Consider the following 19,976-nt stretch of genomic DNA (forward strand, 5'->3'; position numbering starts at 1 on the left):
TTCAATTATGCCTTTTTCAGATTCCTACTGGCCCATGAGAGATTCAGTGAAATGAATGCCAAACAAGTTGCAATACTGAAGTAATTCAAGTCGTGGACCGACAGCAACTGGTTCTCCGCCAGATTTAAGATGCCGCCTGGGGATAGCTGGAACAAGAGGTGGTTGAACCCCTTGATCAGAATAAAGAAAATAGAAGCAGCGATTGTTGTGACGGCGATCAGGATGGGGCTCTTCACAAAGGTACTGATCAAGATGGCAAGACTCACGACGAAAAGGATCCACAAACTGTACAACAGCAGAAACAGCACAAAGTTTGAAAAAGAGAAAGAACCGAATAAGAAGATGGTGTAAACATAGGAAACGACTGCCCCTATGGAGATGCTGAACATGCTGATTATCCAATGGCCAGCCAGCTTTGACACTAGGTAGGAGCGCAGTGAAACAGGGCGGGTCAATATGAAATTTTGCATACCGCTATTGCGGTCGGCTGCAATCAGCCCCATTAAGCTAATAATCAGGATGATGAGTCCGATTTGATTGAATTGGCCGGAAATGGTGGACAGTAGAACTTCAGCAGAACTTGGTACCGGCCGGTTCGGATCGATGGTGATGCCATCTGCGCCGCCAACATTTTCAAGTATAACGTCCATGTATTTAGTGATCAGCGGTTGAGTAAGGCCCAAAATCACGAAAAACAGCGTTAACCAGATGAACTTAAATTCTTTTGCGGCTTCTACTAGTTCAGTGTGCGTTAATGTATAAAAGTTTGTCATGTGTCCGACACCATCTCCAGGAAAATTTCTTCTATCCCTCTTTCATAAAACTCAATGGACGTAATATCCATTTCTTTTGCAGCGAAGTCGTTTACGACTTTATTTAAATGCAATTCTTTAGCTCCTGTTAAAAGAAAGGTGTTCGGTGATAGGCATTCAACGCCTTCAACCTCAGAGCTTTTCAAAGCTTCACTTGTTTTTGGGACATTCCCCATCTTCACAAGGATTTGTTTACGCTCTGTTTTCTGAAAATCGTCATTTATGTTTCCGACAATCCTTCCATTTTTAATGATGATAAACCGGTCGCAAAATTCGCTGGCGTCATCCAATATATGGGTCGAAATGATGACGGTCGTCCGCTTCTTTAAGCGAGCAATCAATTTTTTTACTTCATTCCGGCCGATCGGATCCAACGCAGAAACCGGTTCATCCAAAATCAGCAGCAGCGGCTGGTGCAAAATGGCCTGGGCGATCCCTAGCCGCTGCTTCATGCCGCCGGATAATTGTTCCACTTTGTAATGTCCCTTTTCCTCAAGCCCGACTTCTTTTAAAACCGCTGAAATATTCCCCTGTAAAAACTCCTTATCCAAGCCCGACAATTTTCCGAAGAAAAAGAGCGATTCTTCACAGGTCATCCACGGCTTGAAGTCCGTCTGCTGGGACAAATAGCCAATGCTTTTCTTGTGCTGCACGATGGGTGTGGAATTGAACGTGATGGCTCCTTGTTCATGTTGCAGAATGCCGGTCATGCATTTAATGAGCGTCGTTTTTCCGGCTCCGTTCGGTCCCAACAAGCCCACACACTCGCCTTCGGCAATTGAGAAGGTGACATCGCTTAAAATTTTTCTTTTTTTGATGGTCTTATGAAGCTTCTCGACTGTAATCATTTCGGATCATTCTCCTTCCAATCACTAAATACAGTATCGGTCCGAGCAATTGGAGCAATAGAATGATGACCAGCCAAATATAGGGGGAGACAATCAGCACTTTTCTTTTGTACCAATCATAGAGTGCAACTCCAATCAGTAATAAGTTGAAGAAAATAATTGGCAAGGCAAAAGGCAAAATCTGTGGCCAGTCAATTTCCAGTAGAGCAGACATATCTGTATTCATCTGAATCACTCCTTCAATTATCATTATCAATAATGATAATTGAAAAGTCAACCATATTATTGTATTTTAGATACAGACTCAAAATACATTAAAGAGTAATATCATTTTTTATTGTAAGAAAATCCTGATATAAATGGTGACAAGAAGTTGGTAATCCCGAAGAAAGTCTATATAACAGCTCACTATCATGAATAAAAAGGGGATTGAAATAGATGGAATTTGATTTATTTAAAAACCAGGTCAGGTTTAAAATCGCTTTGGAATTAATAGATGTCGATGAAGGATACTCGATTATGCAACTGAATAAACTATTGAAAGAAGTATCGCAAGCAACATTATACAGACATGTGAACTCAATGGTTGATGACGATTTATTGAAAGTCGTTGGTATAAATCGAATTGGAAAAGTTGAAGAAAAGCTGTATGCGCTGAATACCCAAGCCTATAAGATCAGTGAAGAAGATTGGCAGTCTGCAACATACAGCGATAAAATAAAATTTGTAACTTACTTTTTTATGTATATTCTTCAGAACTACAAAGACTATCATGAGAACAGAGTTGGCGAAGGTACTCAAGATCAAGCGACATTTTCCTTAGTGAAATTGAACTTAACAGATAACTCATTCGAAGATTTTCAGTCGGAGTTAAGTACGTTAATGGAAAAATACTATAATAGAAAAGAAGATAAAGATGGAACAGATCGTACGATTTCGATGGTGATTATTCCGTAATTTCTCTTCTTTGAGAAGAAAATGTGCTTTAATTAATTTTGTTTACATATGAGAGGTTTATCGGAAGCTGCCATTCATTCTATATATGATTTAAAGAACCCATCAACCTTCACATGAAGGATTGATGGGTTCTTTGAAATAATACGAAATATAAAGTTCTAAATTGATGCAAGTTATCTCTTAAAGTGACAGTTCAATTATCCTGGAATCATAAGACTGGCCAGAGTCAGTCAAAATCTTTTTTCTCCCATTCGTCTTCAGGGATTTCCAAGTCTTCGCCGGAAAAGCGCTCTTCCTGAAACGGGTCGCCGTTCATGTGGAAACCGTTCTGCTCCCAAAAGCCCGGCTGGTTTTCATCGATGAATTCGATGCCTCGGACCCATTTGACACTTTTCCAAAAATACAGATGGGGTACGATAAAACGCAGCGGGTAACCATGCTTGGCGGTCAACGGTTCGCCGTCAAGTGAATGGGCAAGCAGCACGTCTTCCCGGTCCAAATCGGATAATGCGACATTGGTGATGTAATCGTAGTCACCGTGAAGCATCACATAGCCGCTTTTCGGCGTTACGCCCAATTCTTTTATCAGGTCAATAAAACGGACGCCGGTAAAGGTATTGTCGAAGCGGGACCAGCGTGTCACACAATGGATGTCGCGTGTTATTGTCGTTTGCGGCAATTTCAGCAGATCTTCATAATGCAGCGTGATTTCCTTATCAACCTGGCCGAAGATTTTCAATGTCCAAGTGGCCATATCGTAAACCGGCACCTCGCCTTCGTGCAGGACAGGAAAGCGCTCGGTCAACACCTGTCCAGGCGGCAGGCGTTCAACCAGAGAAGGATCCACTACAGGGACCCGCGTACGTTTGATTCGTTCGGCTTTGCTCAGCTTCATGTGATCACTCCTTAAAATAAATAAAACTCTTCCACTGAAAAAGGGAAGAGTTGGGTCTGCTGGTGAAATTCTCTTCCTCATCTTTCAGAACATCGTGGTTCTGTTGGATTTGGCACCATTCCAGTTTGTGAACTGGCGGTTGCCGGGCGTCATCGGGCCATTCCCTCTGCCTCTCTTGATAAGGATAAAGCGTATTTAATTTCTGGTATGACTTATTTTACCGAAACCGCTTATTTCCTGCAAGATTATTCGGAAAATAATTCAGCTTCTCTCCGGCTGGCGTTATACTGATAGTACGTGGAGAATCACGTGCATAGCAAGCGTCACTTTTTGTTTATAAGGAGTCCTGCAAAATGAAAAAAATGATCGGCATTATAGGAATGGCCGTACTGTTGAGCGGCTGCACCAACACAACAGCAGAAAACGGCGATGAGCTGCTTGTTTCAACAGCTTCAAGCCTGACAGAAGTGATGAAAAAAATGGAAGAGGAATTTCATCAATTGGAGCCGGATATCGAGCTGTCATTCAATTATGGATCATCGAGCAAGCTGCGAAGCCAAATTGAACAAGGCGCACCGGCAGATTTATTTTTATCGGCCAGTGAAAAGGATATGGAGCAGCTGGAATCCGAGCAACTGGTGAAAGCCGAAACTGTGGTGCCTTTTGCTGAAAATCGCCTGGTGCTTGCTTCCTTAGAGGAATTTCCGAAAACTGCAGATTTTACAGAAACAGTGATGACTGCAGAAGAAACCATTGCGATCGGGGAGCCGGACAGCGTACCGGTTGGAAATTTCACAAAGCAGGCGCTGGACAGCCAAGGGTTATGGCAGCCGCTTGAAGGGCGCCTTATCTATGCAAAAGATGCACGGCAAGTGGTGACGTATATCGAAAGCGGAAATGCCGGACTTGGCATCGTCTATTCCTCGGATGCGGTTATTTCCCAGGAAATAAAAGGGGCGCTCGAAGTGCCGGGGCAAGAAAATCCTGTCGTCTATCCGGGAGCCGTTGTAGCAGATTCACAAAAGCAGCAGGCCGCTTTGGCTTTTCTGGATTTTGTAGCGGGTCCCAAAGGACAGGCCATCCTCGAACAATACGGCTTCTTGCCGGCAAATGAGGCAACGCCATGATGCCGTATGATTTGTCGCCGCTTTGGCTGTCGCTGAAAGTTGCGGTTATTTCCACTCTATTTGTGTTTTTGGCTAGCTTGGCGCTTGCACGGTTGATGAGCAGACGTGAATTTTTCGGCAAAAGCCTTGTGGAAGCGTTGATTTTGCTGCCTTTGGTCTTGCCGCCGACTGTCATCGGCTTCGGCTTGATCGTCTTGTTCGGCGTCAATGGGCCGCTTGGGATTCTGCTTGAACAATGGTTTGGGTTTCGCGTGGTCTTTACCTGGATCGGGGCAGCGATCGCTTCATTCGTCGTGTCACTGCCGCTGATGTATCAAAGCGTTATGGCTGCTTTTGATAAAGTGGATCCGCGCTGGGAGAATGTGGCGCGGACGATGGGCGTATCCGAATGGCGGATTTTCCGGACCATCACCTTTCCGCTTGCCTGGTCAGGTATTTTGGCAGGTTTGATTTTGGCATTTGCCCGTGGCATCGGTGAATTCGGAGCCACATTGATGATTGCGGGTTACATTCCGGGCGTTACAGAGACCGTGCCGCTAGCGATTTACTTCGCTTATGAAGCAGGGGATATGGAAAAAGCCCTGTTTTGGGTGCTGATCATTTCGTCGCTTGGAGTAGCTGCCATCACATGGGTCAATTATTGGCGAAAAAAGAATGCTGTACGTATTGGAAGGGAGTAAGCGGATGCTGAAAGTGGATTTTCAAAAACAATTGGATCATTTCAATTTGGAGATGCAATTCGAATTGGATAAAGAAATTCTGGCATTGGTCGGCTCTTCCGGTTCGGGCAAAACAACTTTATTGAACTGTCTGGCAGGCATTGTCCATCCGGATAACGGAACGATTCTGTTAAACGGCCGGCATTTTTACAAGGACGGGCAAAAGCCGTTGAAAATCCAAAAGAGGAAAATCGGTTATTTATTTCAGGATTATGCGCTGTTTCCGCATCTCACTGCCGAACAAAATATTCTCTATGCACAGCCCGGAAGAACGGATGTACCGCATATCACCGAACTGACCAAAATTCTTGGCATTACTGGGCTTCTTGGAAAATATCCGCACCAGATTTCAGGAGGCGAAAAACAGCGTGTTGCGTTGACGCGGGCATTGGCTGCACAGCCGGATATCCTGTTGCTGGACGAGCCGTTTTCGGCTTTGGATGATGCCAATCGAGACCGTTGCCAAGAGGAGTTACTGCGGATTCATGAACAATGGCAAATCCCCATCATTTTTGTGACACATCGGATTGCGGATGCTGAAAAATTGGCAGACCGCATCATCCGGGTCGAGAAAGGGCAAATGGCTGAAGAAGCTGTGGTTTGATGTCTGCTTCAGTTTGAGAAAAGCCATGGTACAGTGATAGTAACGAGTAAACCGTTTGGGTCGCCAAGCGGATGGAAAAGGGGGAACCAATGTGGATGAACGCTATTCAAGACAGGTCTTATTCAAACCGCTCGGCCAAACCGGCCAGCACAAGCTGGAGTTCTCGACGGTCACGATCGTCGGCTGTGGCGCTTTAGGTTCCGCCATTGCTGAAACACTGACACGCGCGGGCATCGGGACCATCCACTTGGTCGACCGGGATTATGTTGAGTTGTCGAATCTGCAGCGCCAACAGCTTTTCACCGAAACAGATGCCCGGCAGATGCTGCCAAAAGTCGCAGCCGCCGAGCAAAGGCTGAAAGCGATTCGCAGCGATCTTCAGTTGTTCACGTATTTGGAACATCTGGATGCAGCAGGGATGGAGAAGCTGGCGGCTGTCAGCGACTTGATCCTGGATGCCACCGATAATTTTGAAACCCGCTTGTTGATCAACGATGCTTCTGTGAAGTTCGGCGTGCCGTGGATCTACGGCGCCTGTGTCGGAAGTTCAGGAGTGGTTTTTCCATTCATACCGGGAGAAAGCTCTTGTTTCCGTTGCCTGTTGCCGGTGCTTCCTGCAATCAATGAAACCTGTGATACGGTCGGCATCATCTCGCCGGCTGTCCAAGTGACGGCGGCGCTTCAATGTACGGAAGCCTTGAAATGGCTAAGCGGCAACCGCGTGGCAATGCGGAAAAAGATCCATCATTTCAATCTTTGGGACAACAGCCAGTTGGATATCGGCGTGTCGCGCATCAAAGATCCCTCCTGCAAAACCTGCGGACCGGATGCCGTCTTCCCGTCACTCAATGAAACAGGTGCGAGTTCCTATGCCGTTCTATGCGGCAGGGACGCGGTGCAGATTCTGCCCGATCCGAACCGTCCCATCACATTAGACGATGCTGAAAAAGTCGGTGCCCGTTTGGAAGCTGAAGTAAAACGGACACCTTATTTCGTCGAATTGAAGGTCTTCAATCACCGAATGGTGCTGTTCGGGAATGGCCGGTTGCTGATACACGGAGTCCATAATGTGGCAGCCGGCCGGAAATTGTATCATCAAGTCTTCGGCTAAACAAAGGGGGAAGTTAAATGTCAGAATCATTCAAAGGGGATCATCAGGTTCGTGTCGCGGTACTGACGATCAGTGATACACGGACAAAAGAAACGGATACCGGAGGCCAGCTCGTGCAGCGGCTTGCCCGAAATGAAGGGCTGGAACTTGTGGGTTACGATGTCGTGGAAGATGACATCGCGTCTATTCGCGTCAGCCTGTCGGAATGGCTGGAGAATGAGGAAGTGGATGTAATTATTACAACGGGAGGGACAGGAATCGCCAAACGCGATGTCACGCTCGAGGCGGTCAAACCGTTTTTCGAAAAGGAAATTGACGGCTTCGGTGAGCTCTTCCGTTACGTCAGTTTTTTAGAGGACATCGGCACAAAAGCGCTGTTAAGCCGTGCTGCAGCGGGTATTGCCAACGACAAAGCCATTTTTGTCCTGCCAGGTTCCCGTGGAGCTGTAAAATTGGCGATGGAACGATTGATCTTGCCGGAAATCCAGCATATCCGCTCCGAATTGACCAAGCATCAGCAATTGGACCGTTAAGTGGTTGACGTGTGTTAAAATCACTCATCTATAAAATGTGAAGCCTCCGGATTTGTCAGTGTATGACAAGTCCGGAGGCTTTTTTTACGTTTGGGATAGCCCAGCTGCTTACCATGTGGCAAGTTGGCTGCTTTCAGTAAATCAAATCCAGTCAACTACGCTCGTAGTCGCCTGATTTTCCGCCGGTTTTCTGGAGCAGCATGGTCGGTCCGATGACCATGTCCTTACCGGCTGCTTTGCACATATCGTAGATGGTTAAAGCAGCAGCTGATGCGGCCGTGAGAGCTTCCATTTCGACGCCGGTTGGCCCTTTTGTTTTGACTTCGGCAGTTAACAGCACTTCAAAATGATTGGCGTCTTCATCGACGTTCCATTGAAATTCAATATCGACACCGCTCAGCGCCAAAGGATGGCACATCGGAATGATTTGCGCAGTATTTTTGGCAGCCATGATGCCGGCAACTTGTGCCACGGCAAAGACATCGCCTTTTTTATTGGTGCCTTCTTTGATCTGCTGGTAAATTGCTTTATTCAGCAGTACCGAAGTGGTGGCACGGGCTGTACGGACACTGTCCTGTTTGTCAGAGACATCGACCATTTTGGCGCGGCCCTGGGCATTGAAATGAGTTAGTTCAGACAAAGAAATCATCCTTTCGTTATTGAATGATTTCAGTATAGCACGGCTGGTGGAAGCCGCTAATGAGCCTAATAAAACAAATAAAAAGAATCTTTCTCTAAGATAAAAGGAATAATCTCTGTGGCTGTTACAGAGATTATTATGACGACTTTTCACTCCTTCAAAAACTGTAGCACTTCTTCGCCGGTTTCCTCAGGAGCCTCTTCTGCAAGATAATGTCCGCAATCGATGCCGCGCCCTTTGACGTCATCCGCCCAGTCTCTCCAAACATCCAGCACCTCGTACCACTTCGGTAATGCTCCTTTCTCGCCCCACAGGACGAGGACGGGACAGATGATTTTATTTGTTCCCCGGTCGGCTTCGTCCAGTTCATAATCGACGGTGGCACCGGCGCGGTAATCCTCGCACATGGCGTGGATTGTTCCAGGATTTTGGATGCCCCGCCAATATTCGGCAAGCGCCTCGGGACGAAATAGGTGGCGTGTGCCTTGGAAGTAAAAGTTATGAGGATTTGCCTCGATGATCCGTTCTGGAAAGTCAAAAGGCTGGGCAAGGAAAAACCAATGCCAATAGCCTATAGCGAATTCTTTATCCGCTCTTCTAAAGGCTTCTCCGGTTGGAATGATGTCCATGACTACAAGCTTTTCCACCGCATCAGGAAAGTCCAGCGCTAAACGGTAGGCGCATCGGGCTCCCCGGTCATGGCCAATGACTGAGAAACGGGAAAAGCCGAGCTGTTTCATGACGGCTACTTGGTCTCTGGCCATCGCCCGTTTGGAATAAGTTGAATGATCAGGAGAAGAGGCAGGCTTGGAACTGTCACCATATCCCCGCAAATCCGGCATTATCACGGTATAATCCTTTGCCAGCCGTGGCGCAAGCAGATGCCACATTACATGGGTTTGCGGATGTCCGTGGAGCAGAAGCAGTGGAGGGCCAGCTCCTCCATAACACACATAAATCTCCGTTTCGCCAGTGTTAATTGTCGCGGTCTGAAAATTTTCAAGCAACATAGCTTCTCTCCTTTCTTTTTAATACTCCCATTTCCCTCAAAAAGACTTTCCGAACCCCTCTGAAAATACGTTTTCGTTATGGTGAAAGGGGTAGTTAGTAAGCAAACAAAGCGAATTTATTTTCCAGACAGGGGGAGAGGAAGTGGGCCGAAAAAAGGATCGGCAAGGATTGACTGTAGTTGTCACTGGAGCTTCGAGCGGTTTTGGCAAGGGCATTGCCGAGCAGTTGGCAGCGGATGGCGCCAATGTGGTGCTGGCGGCCAGGCGGACCGGCTTGATTGAGGAACTTGCAGCAGAGCTTGGCGACCGCGCATTGGCTGTAACGACGGATGTCAGCAAGCAAGAGGAAGTGGCCAGGCTGATGGCTGCGGCGGAATCCCGTTTCGGCAAGGTGGATGTCTGGATCAATAATGCGGGGCTTGGCATCATGGGATCGTTCACGGACGTTCCGCTGGATGACATGCTGCGGCTAGTGGACATTAACTTGAAAGGCATGGTTTATGGCAGCCATTGCGCCCTTCGCCACTTTAAAGAGAACAGATCTGGAACTCTGATTAATATGTCTTCTTTTATCAGCAGCGTGCCGCTGCCGTTCGGCGCTGTCTATTGTGCAACAAAATATGGCATTGCAGGACTGACTGCAGGCCTGCATCTGGAAATGGAGATGGAAGGGTGGAAAGATATCCATGTTTGTATGGTACATCCGTGGGTTACCGACACACCCTGGCCTGAGCATTCCGGAAACTACAGCGGCCACGAAATTACATTGGGGCCGGTCGATGCTCCAGAAACTGTGATTGCCGCTGTTATTGACCTGATTGACCGGCCGCAGGAAAGTGTGGAAATCGGCATCAAATCAAAAGCCGCCATTGTGTCCAAGCAGATGATGCCCCACATTACGGAGAAATTGAATGGCGCTTTATTGCTGGAGATGCTGAAGGCGGCGCCGATCGCCAAAAACACTTCGGGCAGCATCCATTCACCTCGGCCGGAAGGGATAGCGGTCTCCGGAAATATGCGGAACCGATTGAAGCAACAGCTTCGAAAAGGAAAGCAACACTGAAGCCAGTTTTATGGATAGGAGGAATAGACATGGCAACTGAAATAAAACGTGCAGGACTGACGGTCGTCATAACGGGCACCTCGAGCGGCATCGGCAAAGGCGTGGCGCAGCAACTGGCAGCACAAGGAGCCAATGTTGTAGTAGCGGCACGCCGCACCAAGGGAATTGAAGCGCTGGCGGAATCCTGCGGTCCGAATGCCATTGCCGTGACGGCGGATGTCAGCAGGGAAGAAGATATCGCTAAGCTGTACGAAGCAGCGGTGGATGCGTTCAGCAAAATCGACGTCTGGATCAATAACGCAGGCATTGGAACATATGGTTCATTCACGGATACGCCGCTAAAGGATTTGAATCGGACGGTGGAAATCAATTTTCTTGGCACTATTTATGGCAGCCACTATGCCTTGAAACAATTCAAGAAACAAGGGTATGGAACGCTGATCAACGTTTCCTCTTTCGCCAGCAAAACGCCACTTCCTTTTGGCGCCGCTTACACAGGCAGCAAATACGGCATTTCAGGATTAAGCAATGGCTTGCATCAGGAGATGAGAATGGATGGCTTTGACGATATTCATATCTGTTCAGTGGATCCATGGGTAACCGATACCCCTTGGACAAAGCATGCGGGCAATTACAGCGGCCATGAAATTCTTGTCGGACCGGCAGATGATCCGCAAAAAGTGGTGGATACCATCATCGGGCTCATTGATAATCCGAAAAAATCAGTGGAAATTGGCGCTAAATCCAAAGGTATTGCGATTGCCGGTTCGCTGATGCCGAAAACGACTAAAGGATCGACCGGACGCACTCTATTTAATATGATCCAGGAAGCCCCTCCTGCTCCGCCCACATCCGGCAGCCTATACGAATCCAGTCCTGAAGGGACAAGCGTATCAGGTGATTTGCGTGAGCGGCTGAAAACCAAAACATGACTGAATGCAGAACTGAGGAGGAATGAAAATGGCAAAAAAGAAATCCCATGAAGGGGTGACCGTGGTCATCACCGGTGCTTCCAGTGGATTTGGAAAAGGTGTCGCAAGGGAACTGGCTGCACAAGGCGCCAATGTCGTGCTTGCCGCACGCCGGGTGGGCCTGCTTGAAAAGCTGGCAGAAGAACTGGGGCCGAATGCGGTTGCGGTGAGGACAGATGTCAGCCTGGAAGAGGAAGTGGCGCATCTCTTCGAAACAGCGTTGGCACATTTTGGGAAAATTGATGTGTGGATCAACAATGCCGGAGTCGGCGCAATTGGTCCGTTCACTGAAATCCCAGTCAAAGACTTGGCGCGGGTGGTCGATGTCAATGTCAAAGGCACCATCAATGGCAGCCACTTTGCCTTACGCCATTTCAAAGAAATGAAACGGGGCATCCTCATTAATATCGGTTCCATCACAAGCGAAATCGCTTTTCCTTATTACACCGGATACAGTGCCAGCAAGCATGCTGTGCTGGGGCTCAGTGCCGCGTTGAATGAAGAAGTGAAACTGGAAGGTTTTGATGATATCCATGTCTGTACTGTCCTGCCATGGGCGACTGATACACCCTGGTTTGAACATACGGGAAATTACACAGGGCATGCCGCTGAAATGAAGCCGATGGATGACCCGGAAATCGTCATTGAGGCAATCATTAGCTTGATCGATAAGCCGCAGGAAACTGTGGCAGTCGGTGCGAAATCCAAAGCGTCGGCCGTTTCCAGCCATATTCTGCCGGGTGCTACTGAAAAAATGAACGCGAAATTTGTCCAAAAAGTGATTGAAGATGCACCGCCGGCCGGCCCGACCAACGGCAGCCTTTATATTCCAATGGAAAAAGGAACGGAAGTGGAAGGCGGAATCCGGGAGCGGATGAAACGGGAATAAGAGATAGGCTTAAATGAAAGAAGATCCACTCACCAGAGGGATCTTCTTTTTTTGCATCAGTAAAAATCTGGTTTTTTAATTATTAATGGAGATTTGTTCTATCATTTACATTATTCTTCCAGTATATTTGAATAAAGGAAGAACAATAAGACAAAGGTGGAGACAGAATTGAATGATGTTGAAAAATATGAAAAGCTAAACCCGTTTACGGCCATTTGGACCCGGCCTCGTGCTGCAGTGCGCCATGTAATTGAAGAAAAATCGTCCGGATTCATTTTCCTGTTGATCGTCCTTGCAGGGTTTGCTGCCGGCCTGCTCAGCAGCCTGGATTCAGAACAATTCCTGCCGGTCGGGGGAATGATCCTGATTGCTCTTTTCTTCGGACCAATTGGCGTGGTGGTAAGCACGGTCATCGGCGCCGGTATCTATTTGCTGATCGGCAAGCTGTTTAAAGGGAAAGGCACCTACACGGAAATGTTCCGGGCAATTCTGACCGGGCTGATTCCACAGATCTGGCTTATTCCGATAATCCTTTTATGGATGCTGCTGTTGCCGGAAACCTATTTCCTGCAAGCAGATGACATGCTGCTCGCTGAACCTGATTTTCTTTCGCTGGTCTTCCTGATCATCCTTGGGGTCATCTCTGCTTGGACTTTCTTTGTCCAATGCAAGGCGGTTGCAGAAGCACACAGGTTTTCTGCCTGGAAAGGCTTTTTCGTCATCATGATTCCGACAGTTCTGGTTATCGGTGTAATTATCGGGCTGATCGCATTATTCTTTACGATGCTTCTTCCTGCAGTGGGTGGAGCCAATTAATTAAATTGACCGTAAAAAAATAAGGCAGCCATGAGGGCTGCCTTATTTTTTTTATGGTTTTTCGGTTTTATGGACTGTGCCGTTTTCTTCAATGTCCGCCGTCTCCCGGCGCACGGTTTCATTGATGACCTGGACGTCCTTGACTTTGCGCTTGCCGATGACGATTTCTTCACGGACCACTTTCTTTTTGCCGATGTCCAGACGCTCTTCAGAAAGGGGGATGTAGATGGCGTCTCCTTTTTCATAAGCTTCTTTTGGAGACAGCACCTGCTCGTCTTCTGCGGCTTCTGTACCTTCAGAAACTGGTCGCCGGTCAATGACGATTTCTTCACGCTCTACCGGTACTTGGATTTCTTTGTCTTCTTCCACCAATTGCTTTTGGACTTGCACTTCGCCAGTCTGCACACGTTCTTTTTCAACATTCAAGCGTTCTTCGTGCAGCGCGAGTTTTTGCTCCTCGCCAGGATGGCCATCTTTTGAATCAGCTGGTATGGTTCTTTCCGGTTCAATAACTGGCAGGCTGTCCGTATATAAAAGCAGCTTTCCAGCTTCCACCTGCTGGAAATAGTAATCAGTTTCGTCTGCGTCCAAACCCATGCGGTTGAAGGCATCTTTCGTAATATCTTCGCCGGATAAAAAAGCGATGAATTTGCCTTTGAAATTATCTCGGTCTTCTGTATCGACATGGACAGAGGTGTGCTCAATGAGCAAAGGAATCTGTTCGTCGCGTTTTGCTACAAGATATAAATTTTCTTCTTCATGTCCTTTTGCTCTCAATTCACCAATTTGGATCAATACTTGTGCTTCTGCATTGAAAAGTCCGACAAGTTTGTTTCCCTTTTTCTCCATAGTTAATTCCCCCCCATGTCAGTTGCATCAAAATACTTGTTAATGCTAATTTACCCTTAGTCGCATGTTGGATAAACCTTCAGGAATCCAGGCTCAAAAAAAGGCGTCTCCGGAGAAATCATCCGGAGACGCCTTTGCTGTTTTTTTATAGGGAAGTGCGTCCGTCTTTTTTCGCTTTTACGTTTTCGTCAATATCCGCTTCTTCACGGCGGACGGTTTCATTCACCACTTCGGTATCTTGGACTTTGCGTTTGCCGACGACAATTTCTTCGCTGACGACGTCTTTTTTGCTGACCTCCACGCGTTCCTCGGAAACCGGAACATGAATAGAATCTCCATCGTCATAGACGCCTTTATCCGCCAATCCGCCTGTGCCCGGTGAAACTTCCTCGTTGACCGCACGGCGTTCCACATATACTTCTTCGCGCTCAACCGGTACTTCGATGGTCTGCTGTTCTTCGACCACATGTTTGCCGACATTCACTTCGCCAGTCTGTACGCGTTCTTTGTCGACATTCAAACGCTCTTCGTGAAGGCGCAAATGTTCCTCTTCTTCATGGCTGCCGGCAGTTGCCGTTCCGGTTGCTGTCTGCGCGCCCGAGTATTGCTTATAAGAAGTGCCATAGTCGCTGTTCACGTAAAGAACCAGCTTGCCATTTTCGACTTGGCGGTAGTATTCATCCGCTTCGCCGCTGCCTAATCCCATTTGAGTGAATGCATCCCGTGTGGAATCTTCACCTGAAATGAACGATTTGAATTTGCCCATGAAGTTATCGTCTTCTTGTGTGTTTAAGTGCACGTCCGTCTGGCCTTGGACCATGGACAGTTGATCGTCATGTTTCGCGATTACATACATGTCTTCTTCGTTATAGCCTTGTGCTTTTAATTCGCTTATTTTATGCAGAACTTCTGCTTGTACGTCATATGCTTGGATAAATGTGTTTTTATTGTTTGTCATTGTCAATTCCTCCTAATAGTGATAAATCACCTGTGAAGTAAGGTACTGTCTGTCTACCCCGTAGTTTTTTGAAATAAACCATGGAAGAGTAGGAGAGGGATTGAAACATCTTCTTTTCTGTGCGGATGACTATGCTTGGAAACTGCATGGTGCCAGGCACCGGAACAATTCCGGAGACACAACTATTTTATAAAATAAAAATCTTATCAAATGAATAGAAAGAGACTATAAAGCACTCTCGGTTTCATTTGAAAAGCAGATATTTATCTGCTTTCTTTTAATTGTATAAGATGGCGGTACAAAAGAATGGAATCGATAAAATTAAGGGAATCCTTACTTTATAAACAGTAAGATTGAACTATTAATGCTATGATTAAGGCGTATTTTACTTTTATATATTCGAATTTAGCCTTAGGGCGGCAAGTTCACAAGGGATGGGATGACAATGGGGATTGATGTTTTGCAACGCAATAACGTCCGAGTGACTGGACAAGGGAAAAAAACAATAGTATTCGCACACGGCTTTGGCTGTGATCAACAAGTGTGGAATAATACGATTACCAATTTCGAACAGGATTATCGGGTCGTCACTTTTGATTATGTAGGAGCTGGAAACAGTGACAAGACAGCGTATTCCAAAGAGCGTTACAGCACTTTGGATGGCTACAAACAGGATCTTTTGGAGGTTTGTGCATCACTTGAGATGGAAGGATTCCTATTTGTCGGCCATTCTGTCAGTGCCATGATCGGTATGCTGGCGTCAATTGAGCAACCTGGATTGATGGAGAAAATGGTCATGATCGGACCTTCTCCTTACTATATGAATGAGCCTGGCTATAATGGCGGGTTTGAACGGGCAGACATTGACGAATTATTGGATATGATGGAAACCAATTATATGGAGTGGGCTAAATACTTGGCGCCGGTCGTCATGCAGAATGAGCAGCGTCCTGAGCTCGCCGAAGACTTTGAACATCTTTTATGCTCGAATGATCCGATGATTGCGCGGCAATTTGCTGAAGTGACGTTTACTACGGATCTTCGCGATCAATTGGATAAAGTGGCTGTACCCACGCTGATTCTTCAGACCAAGTTCGACGCTATTGCACCGGCGGAAGTCGGGCAGTATGTCCACGACCACATCCAGGGGAGCCGACTGATTGTGATGGAAGCAGTTGGCCATAATCCGCATTTAAGCGATTCTGATGAAACAGTGAAACACATCAAGGCCTATTTGGCGGAGTAGGGAGAGAAGACAGTGGAACAGCAGCTTGATCGAGCGCCATGTGGATATTTGATATTGGATCATGAATTGCGCATCGTGGAAATGAATAAAACCTTGCAGCTCATGACAGGTGCGCAACAACCGAAGCACATGCATGATTTATTGACAGTCGCTTCACGGGTTTACTTCCAGACCTACTTTACTCCTTCCATCAAAATGCATGGCACTGTAAACGAAATGTTTTTGACATTGAAAAGCGAGACGGGTTCCCTGCCTGTCTTGATGAATACGATAGAACGCGACGGCTCCTACGAATGTGCATTGATTCAAATGAGTGTCCGCGGGGAGTATGAAAAGGAATTGCTGCTGGCAAAGCGCAATGCTGAAAAGGTCAACCGTGAGACGGCCGAAGCATACGAAAAGCTGAAAACAGTAATGAATGAAGTGGAATGCAAACAGCAAGAATTGATGGACCTTAATTTCAAACTGCAGCAACTGGCTACAACAGATCCGTTGACGGGATTGAAAAATCGCCGTTACCTGACCGAACAATTGGAAGAACTCTTGCTTCAGGCTGAAACTGGCCGGGAAGTGGCCTTGTTGGTCATAGATATTGACCATTTCAAGAAGGTCAATGATTCACATGGCCATCAGATGGGCGACGCGGTCTTGCAGGAACTGGCCTGGCGTTTGGAAGCGGAAACCGGATCCGCTGATATCGTGGCTCGGCTCGGCGGTGAAGAATTCGTGGTGGTCATGCCAAACGCTGGACTGAAGGACGGCCTGGCCATGGGCAATGCATTATGCAAGCATATGGAAACAGCCCACTGGCTGCATGTCCCTATCACTGTCAGCATCGGTGCTGCGGTTTATGTGGCTGGAGAAGGAATGGATAGCTTGCTGTCACGGGCGGACGAATTTCTTTACAAAGCCAAAGCCAAGGGCAGAAATTGTGTGGTTGGAGACGAATAAAAAATTGCTTTGGCTCTCCAATTTCCATCCAGCTAAATCAATAAAATAAAACCCTTACATTCTTTGGAGCAAAGGCTATAATAGGCATATATAAATGTCTTCGTCTTTGGGGGGATTCCGATGGAAAAAGATATTCGATTGTTGGGTGGACGGGTAAGCGAGGATAAGGAATTAATTGCTCAATTGGTCTATGAAGAAGTGGTGAAAAATGTTCCGGCAGCACAGCTTGAAACGAACAAAGCCTTTATCGAAACTGTCACTAAGACCCGGATCCATTTTGTGGAACTGATCGGAGAGTCGATCAGCAATAGCTGCGACGTTCGAAAGGTCTATGCAGATATTCAAGAGTGGGGAGAAGAGACGGGAAACTTCTTTCTTGAAACCGGAAGATCGCTGGAAGATGCGTTGGCGGAAACGTCTCTTTACCGCAAACATATCGGAACCGTCATCAAGACAGAAGCGGTCCACAAAAAGATGGAGCTGCAGCTTCTCTTTGATGTCATGGAATTTTTCCATTCCTTGTTGGACCATGCGGCATACTCATATACACAAGCCTATACAGCATCGTACCAGCGGAAACTGAAATCAGCCAGGAAGGAATTTCTGGAGCTTTCAGCCCCCGTCGTGCCGGTCAGTGACCACATCGCAGTGTTGCCTTTAGTGGGGAATATTGAAATTGACCGCGCCCATTATATTCTGGAGAAAACACTGTTGGCCGCGAATCAGTTGAAAATCAGCGTGCTGATTGTGGATTTATCAGGAGTGGTGCGCGTGGATGCGATGGTAGCTGAACAAATCTTCAAAATCATCCAGTCGTTGAAATTGGTTGGTGTCCGCTCGATTTTAACCGGAATCCGTCCCGAAATCGCTACAACGTTAACTGAGATCGGAGTTGACTTGAAAGTGCTGGAGGTCGGCGGCAGCTTGAAGCGGGTTTTGGAACAAATGAAAGTCAATTGATGAAAAAACGCTGAAGCTCTGGGCTTCAGCGTTTTTTATCTTGTATCAGTTAGTGACGGCTTCGGAATGGACGTCAGGCAATGCCTTACGCAAGGTGATGGTTTCTTCTTCGGTCAATGGAATCATCGGCAAGCGCACGCCGCCGACTTGAACACCAGTCAGCGTAAGTGCCGCTTTGACCGGAGACGGGTTTGGCGCAGCGAACAATGCTTTCATTGTCGGCAATAATCTGCGGTGGATAGCCGCCGCGGTCTTTACATCTCCTGTTTTAAAGCTGGTAATCATGTCCTGCATATCGTTGCCGATGATATGCGCGGAAACTGAGACAATGCCGGTGCCGCCGATTGACAGCATTGGAATTGTTAAGCTATCGTCTCCACTGTAAACAGAAAATGTATCCGCTGTTTTTTCGATGATTTCTGCAGCTGCGTCCAAGTCTCCACTCGCTTCTTTAACAGAAACGATATTGTCGATCTTGGACAGGCGAATGATCGTTTCCGGAGATAGATTGACCACGCTGCGTCCTGGAATATTGTAGAGCATGACCGGCAGGCTTGTAGACGCGGCAATCGCCTGGAAATGCTGGAACATGCCTTCCTGTGAAGGTTTGTTATAGTATGGTGTGACCAGCATGATGCCATCAACGCCCGTTTCTTCTGCTTGTTTTGTCAAGGAGATGGAAGCGCGTGTATTATTGGAACCTGTTCCTGCAATGACTGGAATCCGTCCGGCTACTGTATGGACGGTAAACTGGAACAATTCAACTTTTTCCTCTGCCGTTAAAGTCGGAGATTCTCCGGTTGTCCCTGCGACGACCAGGCCGTCTGAACCGTTTGCTATCAAATGCTCTATCAATTGTTGTGTTGCCGGAAAATCAATGTCTCCATGTTGATCGAATGGCGTCACCATTGCTGTAATTACTTGGCCAAAATTCATAAAGAACACACCCTTTTCTAATTTTTGTCGTAGCTTAGAGGTGAGGGGCCTAGTCAGGAATAAACAAAAAAGCAGCAACGAGGGACTCGTTGCTGCAGTAGAAACAATGTTTACCAATCGTTCCTGTGCATCAGATAGCCCTCCATATAGTTCCCTATATGACAGTCCTGCATTTATTGAATGCAGACCCAGCGCACGGAAACATGAGATTTCCGCCACTTCGGCAAATCCCCCTTTCGGCAAACGTCAACGGAGCTCATACTCCTCGTTTTGCGTACTGATGGTTTTTGCGCCTCTATCCTACTCCATAAAAGCTGGAGCAAGAAATATTGAATTAGCTGTACTATAACAAATTCCACTATTAATTGCAAGGTCATCAGAGTAAAATTTTATACCGAAGGAGTGATTTGGGATGAAAGAGCAGGAATACGACCGCCGGTTGAATATCACAACCAGTGGAAATCAGCGGGGCTTTACGGATTCCCTTCACCACAACCGTTATGAGCCGACTCCTTACAAATTGCTGGACAGGTTGTTCGAAAACTACAGCCTGTCTCCCGGTGGCCGTCTGGTGGATGTGGGCTGTGGCAAAGGGAGATTGAATTTTTATGCCCATCATGTATTCGGATCAGAAACAGCTGGAATCGAAATGAATCCCGTATTTTATGCAAAGGCCCTTGAAAATAAAAGACAATATGTGAAAAAACATAAAAACGCTGAGCAGAAGGTGACGTTCTATAACTGCCTTGCACAGGATTACCCAATAACGGCACGGGACACTGTATTTTATTTTTTTAATCCATTTTCTGTCCAGATATTCATTGCATTTATCAATGAAATCATACGGTCTGCCGAGATAAGTCCAAGGACAATCGAGGTGATCTTATTTTTTGCTTCACAGGATTACAGTGATTTTTTGGAGACACGTACCGTTTTTGAATTGGCAAAAGAAATTCAGCTGCCTGGTTTCGATAAAGATCTCCGGGAACGTTTTTTAATCTACCGTTTGCATGAAGTGGATTAGAACACGCGTTGCAACGGGTATGGGTAAACAAAAAGCATTTTGAAACGAGGGAGTCCT

At 46.8% G+C, this 19,976-nt stretch carries 23 protein-coding genes and 2 riboswitches; of the genes, 14 read left to right on the forward strand and 9 right to left on the reverse strand.

Annotated elements, in window-relative coordinates; translation table 11 throughout:
• Positions 1-5 precede the first annotated feature (5 nt).
• The 3 genes from QMA01_RS09295 to QMA01_RS09305 are packed head-to-tail and all read right to left on the reverse strand — an operon-like array spanning position 6 to position 1,886.
• Entirely contained in the window at positions 6-773 is a 768-nt protein-coding gene (locus QMA01_RS09295) for an ABC transporter permease (protein WP_290214833.1), read from the reverse strand.
• Entirely contained in the window at positions 770-1,660 is an 891-nt protein-coding gene (locus tag QMA01_RS09300; RefSeq protein ID WP_191714814.1) for an ABC transporter ATP-binding protein, read from the reverse strand. The genes QMA01_RS09295 and QMA01_RS09300 overlap by 4 nt, the downstream gene beginning before the upstream one ends.
• Positions 1,635-1,886 (reverse strand): PLDc N-terminal domain-containing protein, encoded by a 252-nt coding sequence (locus QMA01_RS09305; protein WP_154749358.1) that lies wholly within the window; start codon positions 1,884-1,886, stop codon positions 1,635-1,637. The genes QMA01_RS09300 and QMA01_RS09305 overlap by 26 nt, the downstream gene beginning before the upstream one ends.
• 212 nt (positions 1,887-2,098) lie before the next feature.
• On the opposite strand from QMA01_RS09305, the gene QMA01_RS09310 reads away from it, so the two are divergent.
• A complete protein-coding gene (locus QMA01_RS09310; protein WP_154749357.1) occupies positions 2,099-2,617 on the forward strand; it encodes a helix-turn-helix domain-containing protein in 519 nt (172 codons plus the stop codon).
• A gap of 226 nt (positions 2,618-2,843) precedes the next feature.
• On the opposite strand, the gene QMA01_RS09315 is transcribed toward QMA01_RS09310, so the two are convergent.
• Complete coding sequence (locus QMA01_RS09315) at positions 2,844-3,506, reverse strand: sulfite oxidase-like oxidoreductase (RefSeq protein ID WP_290214992.1); 663 nt, start codon at positions 3,504-3,506, stop codon at positions 2,844-2,846.
• Positions 3,507-3,586: 80 nt separating this feature from the next.
• Positions 3,587-3,697, reverse strand: a riboswitch (SAM riboswitch).
• 168 nt (positions 3,698-3,865) lie between these two features.
• Between QMA01_RS09315 and modA the strand changes: the two genes are divergently transcribed.
• The 5 genes from modA (at position 3,866) to QMA01_RS09340 (ending at position 7,606) form a co-directional block, all read left to right on the forward strand.
• Positions 3,866-4,639, forward strand: coding sequence for a molybdate ABC transporter substrate-binding protein (modA, locus tag QMA01_RS09320; RefSeq protein WP_290214834.1), 774 nt, complete (start codon positions 3,866-3,868; stop codon positions 4,637-4,639).
• Positions 4,636-5,319, forward strand: a complete 684-nt coding sequence (gene modB, locus QMA01_RS09325) for a molybdate ABC transporter permease subunit (RefSeq protein WP_290214835.1) — start codon at positions 4,636-4,638, stop codon at positions 5,317-5,319. The genes modA and modB overlap by 4 nt, the downstream gene beginning before the upstream one ends.
• Before the next feature lie 4 nt (positions 5,320-5,323).
• The gene (locus QMA01_RS09330) at positions 5,324-5,962 is read left to right on the forward strand and encodes an ATP-binding cassette domain-containing protein (RefSeq protein ID WP_290214836.1); all 639 of its coding nucleotides are present in this window, start codon (positions 5,324-5,326) and stop codon (positions 5,960-5,962) included.
• Positions 5,963-6,053: 91 nt separating this feature from the next.
• Positions 6,054-7,073 carry a ThiF family adenylyltransferase gene (locus tag QMA01_RS09335; RefSeq protein WP_290214837.1) on the forward strand — a complete coding sequence of 340 codons (1,020 nt, stop codon included), beginning with the start codon at positions 6,054-6,056 and terminating at the stop codon, positions 7,071-7,073.
• Between the two features lie 17 nt (positions 7,074-7,090).
• Entirely contained in the window at positions 7,091-7,606 is a 516-nt protein-coding gene (locus tag QMA01_RS09340) for a MogA/MoaB family molybdenum cofactor biosynthesis protein (protein WP_290214838.1), read from the forward strand.
• 151 nt (positions 7,607-7,757) lie between these two features.
• Here the strand turns inward: QMA01_RS09340 and moaC are convergent, their stop codons facing one another.
• Together moaC and QMA01_RS09350 are read right to left on the reverse strand one after the other, a co-directional pair.
• Positions 7,758-8,246: a cyclic pyranopterin monophosphate synthase MoaC gene (moaC, locus tag QMA01_RS09345; protein WP_290214839.1), complete on the reverse strand. Its 489-nt coding sequence runs from the start codon at positions 8,244-8,246 to the stop codon at positions 7,758-7,760.
• A 149-nt stretch (positions 8,247-8,395) separates the two neighbouring features.
• A complete protein-coding gene (locus tag QMA01_RS09350; protein WP_290214840.1) occupies positions 8,396-9,256 on the reverse strand; it encodes an alpha/beta fold hydrolase in 861 nt (286 codons plus the stop codon).
• A 142-nt stretch (positions 9,257-9,398) separates the two neighbouring features.
• Between QMA01_RS09350 and QMA01_RS09355 the strand changes: the two genes are divergently transcribed.
• From QMA01_RS09355 to QMA01_RS09370, 4 genes are all read left to right on the forward strand, one after another.
• Positions 9,399-10,319: an SDR family NAD(P)-dependent oxidoreductase gene (locus tag QMA01_RS09355; protein ID WP_290214841.1), complete on the forward strand. Its 921-nt coding sequence runs from the start codon at positions 9,399-9,401 to the stop codon at positions 10,317-10,319.
• Positions 10,320-10,348: 29 nt separating this feature from the next.
• Complete coding sequence (locus QMA01_RS09360) at positions 10,349-11,251, forward strand: SDR family NAD(P)-dependent oxidoreductase (protein ID WP_290214842.1); 903 nt, start codon at positions 10,349-10,351, stop codon at positions 11,249-11,251.
• A gap of 28 nt (positions 11,252-11,279) precedes the next feature.
• Positions 11,280-12,179 carry an SDR family NAD(P)-dependent oxidoreductase gene (locus tag QMA01_RS09365; protein WP_290214843.1) on the forward strand — a complete coding sequence of 300 codons (900 nt, stop codon included), beginning with the start codon at positions 11,280-11,282 and terminating at the stop codon, positions 12,177-12,179.
• A gap of 168 nt (positions 12,180-12,347) precedes the next feature.
• Positions 12,348-12,995 (forward strand): Yip1 family protein, encoded by a 648-nt coding sequence (locus tag QMA01_RS09370; protein ID WP_290214844.1) that lies wholly within the window; start codon positions 12,348-12,350, stop codon positions 12,993-12,995.
• A 51-nt stretch (positions 12,996-13,046) separates the two neighbouring features.
• On the opposite strand, the gene QMA01_RS09375 is transcribed toward QMA01_RS09370, so the two are convergent.
• Positions 13,047-13,844, reverse strand: a complete 798-nt coding sequence (locus QMA01_RS09375) for a YsnF/AvaK domain-containing protein (RefSeq protein ID WP_290214845.1) — start codon at positions 13,842-13,844, stop codon at positions 13,047-13,049.
• 145 nt (positions 13,845-13,989) lie between these two features.
• On the reverse strand, positions 13,990-14,802 hold the full coding sequence (locus QMA01_RS09380; protein WP_191714847.1) for a YsnF/AvaK domain-containing protein: 813 nt from the start codon (positions 14,800-14,802) through the stop codon (positions 13,990-13,992).
• Positions 14,803-15,247: 445 nt separating this feature from the next.
• On the opposite strand from QMA01_RS09380, the gene QMA01_RS09385 reads away from it, so the two are divergent.
• The 3 genes from QMA01_RS09385 (at position 15,248) to QMA01_RS09395 (ending at position 17,959) form a co-directional block, all read left to right on the forward strand.
• Positions 15,248-16,048, forward strand: coding sequence for an alpha/beta fold hydrolase (locus QMA01_RS09385; protein WP_290183821.1), 801 nt, complete (start codon positions 15,248-15,250; stop codon positions 16,046-16,048).
• A gap of 12 nt (positions 16,049-16,060) precedes the next feature.
• Positions 16,061-16,999, forward strand: a complete 939-nt coding sequence (locus QMA01_RS09390) for a GGDEF domain-containing protein (RefSeq protein WP_290214846.1) — start codon at positions 16,061-16,063, stop codon at positions 16,997-16,999.
• Between the two features lie 120 nt (positions 17,000-17,119).
• Positions 17,120-17,959: an STAS domain-containing protein gene (locus QMA01_RS09395; RefSeq protein WP_290214847.1), complete on the forward strand. Its 840-nt coding sequence runs from the start codon at positions 17,120-17,122 to the stop codon at positions 17,957-17,959.
• Between the two features lie 45 nt (positions 17,960-18,004).
• Here QMA01_RS09395 and dapA read toward each other — a convergent pair whose 3' ends face one another.
• Positions 18,005-18,895, reverse strand: coding sequence for a 4-hydroxy-tetrahydrodipicolinate synthase (dapA, locus tag QMA01_RS09400; RefSeq protein ID WP_191714851.1), 891 nt, complete (start codon positions 18,893-18,895; stop codon positions 18,005-18,007).
• A gap of 127 nt (positions 18,896-19,022) precedes the next feature.
• Positions 19,023-19,201, reverse strand: a riboswitch (Lysine riboswitch).
• A 106-nt stretch (positions 19,202-19,307) separates the two neighbouring features.
• Between dapA and QMA01_RS09405 the strand changes: the two genes are divergently transcribed.
• Positions 19,308-19,919, forward strand: coding sequence for an SAM-dependent methyltransferase (locus QMA01_RS09405; RefSeq protein WP_290214848.1), 612 nt, complete (start codon positions 19,308-19,310; stop codon positions 19,917-19,919).
• Positions 19,920-19,976 lie beyond the last annotated feature (57 nt).

The organism is Planococcus notacanthi (assembly GCF_030407825.1).
Taxonomy (GTDB): Bacteria; Bacillota; Bacilli; order Bacillales_A; family Planococcaceae; genus Planococcus; species Planococcus notacanthi.

Excerpts from the sequence above, each read along its gene's own strand:
- QMA01_RS09300 (WP_191714814.1), bottom strand. The coding sequence starts at position 1,660 with ATGATTACAGTCGAGAAGCTTCATAAGACCATCAAAAAAAGAAAAATT.
- QMA01_RS09330 (WP_290214836.1), top strand. The coding sequence starts at position 5,324 with ATGCTGAAAGTGGATTTTCAAAAACAATTGGATCATTTCAATTTGGAG.
- QMA01_RS09360 (WP_290214842.1), top strand. The coding sequence starts at position 10,349 with ATGGCAACTGAAATAAAACGTGCAGGACTGACGGTCGTCATAACGGGC.
- QMA01_RS09405 (WP_290214848.1), top strand. The coding sequence starts at position 19,308 with ATGAAAGAGCAGGAATACGACCGCCGGTTGAATATCACAACCAGTGGA.
- QMA01_RS09305 (WP_154749358.1), bottom strand. The coding sequence starts at position 1,886 with ATGAATACAGATATGTCTGCTCTACTGGAAATTGACTGGCCACAGATT.
- QMA01_RS09395 (WP_290214847.1), top strand. The coding sequence starts at position 17,120 with ATGGAAAAAGATATTCGATTGTTGGGTGGACGGGTAAGCGAGGATAAG.
- modB (WP_290214835.1), top strand. The coding sequence starts at position 4,636 with ATGATGCCGTATGATTTGTCGCCGCTTTGGCTGTCGCTGAAAGTTGCG.
- dapA (WP_191714851.1), bottom strand. The coding sequence starts at position 18,895 with ATGAATTTTGGCCAAGTAATTACAGCAATGGTGACGCCATTCGATCAA.
- QMA01_RS09385 (WP_290183821.1), top strand. The coding sequence starts at position 15,248 with ATGGGGATTGATGTTTTGCAACGCAATAACGTCCGAGTGACTGGACAA.
- QMA01_RS09340 (WP_290214838.1), top strand. The coding sequence starts at position 7,091 with ATGTCAGAATCATTCAAAGGGGATCATCAGGTTCGTGTCGCGGTACTG.
- QMA01_RS09375 (WP_290214845.1), bottom strand. The coding sequence starts at position 13,844 with ATGGAGAAAAAGGGAAACAAACTTGTCGGACTTTTCAATGCAGAAGCA.
- modA (WP_290214834.1), top strand. The coding sequence starts at position 3,866 with ATGAAAAAAATGATCGGCATTATAGGAATGGCCGTACTGTTGAGCGGC.
- QMA01_RS09310 (WP_154749357.1), top strand. The coding sequence starts at position 2,099 with ATGGAATTTGATTTATTTAAAAACCAGGTCAGGTTTAAAATCGCTTTG.
- QMA01_RS09365 (WP_290214843.1), top strand. The coding sequence starts at position 11,280 with ATGGCAAAAAAGAAATCCCATGAAGGGGTGACCGTGGTCATCACCGGT.
- QMA01_RS09295 (WP_290214833.1), bottom strand. The coding sequence starts at position 773 with ATGACAAACTTTTATACATTAACGCACACTGAACTAGTAGAAGCCGCA.
- QMA01_RS09380 (WP_191714847.1), bottom strand. The coding sequence starts at position 14,802 with ATGACAAACAATAAAAACACATTTATCCAAGCATATGACGTACAAGCA.
- QMA01_RS09350 (WP_290214840.1), bottom strand. The coding sequence starts at position 9,256 with ATGTTGCTTGAAAATTTTCAGACCGCGACAATTAACACTGGCGAAACG.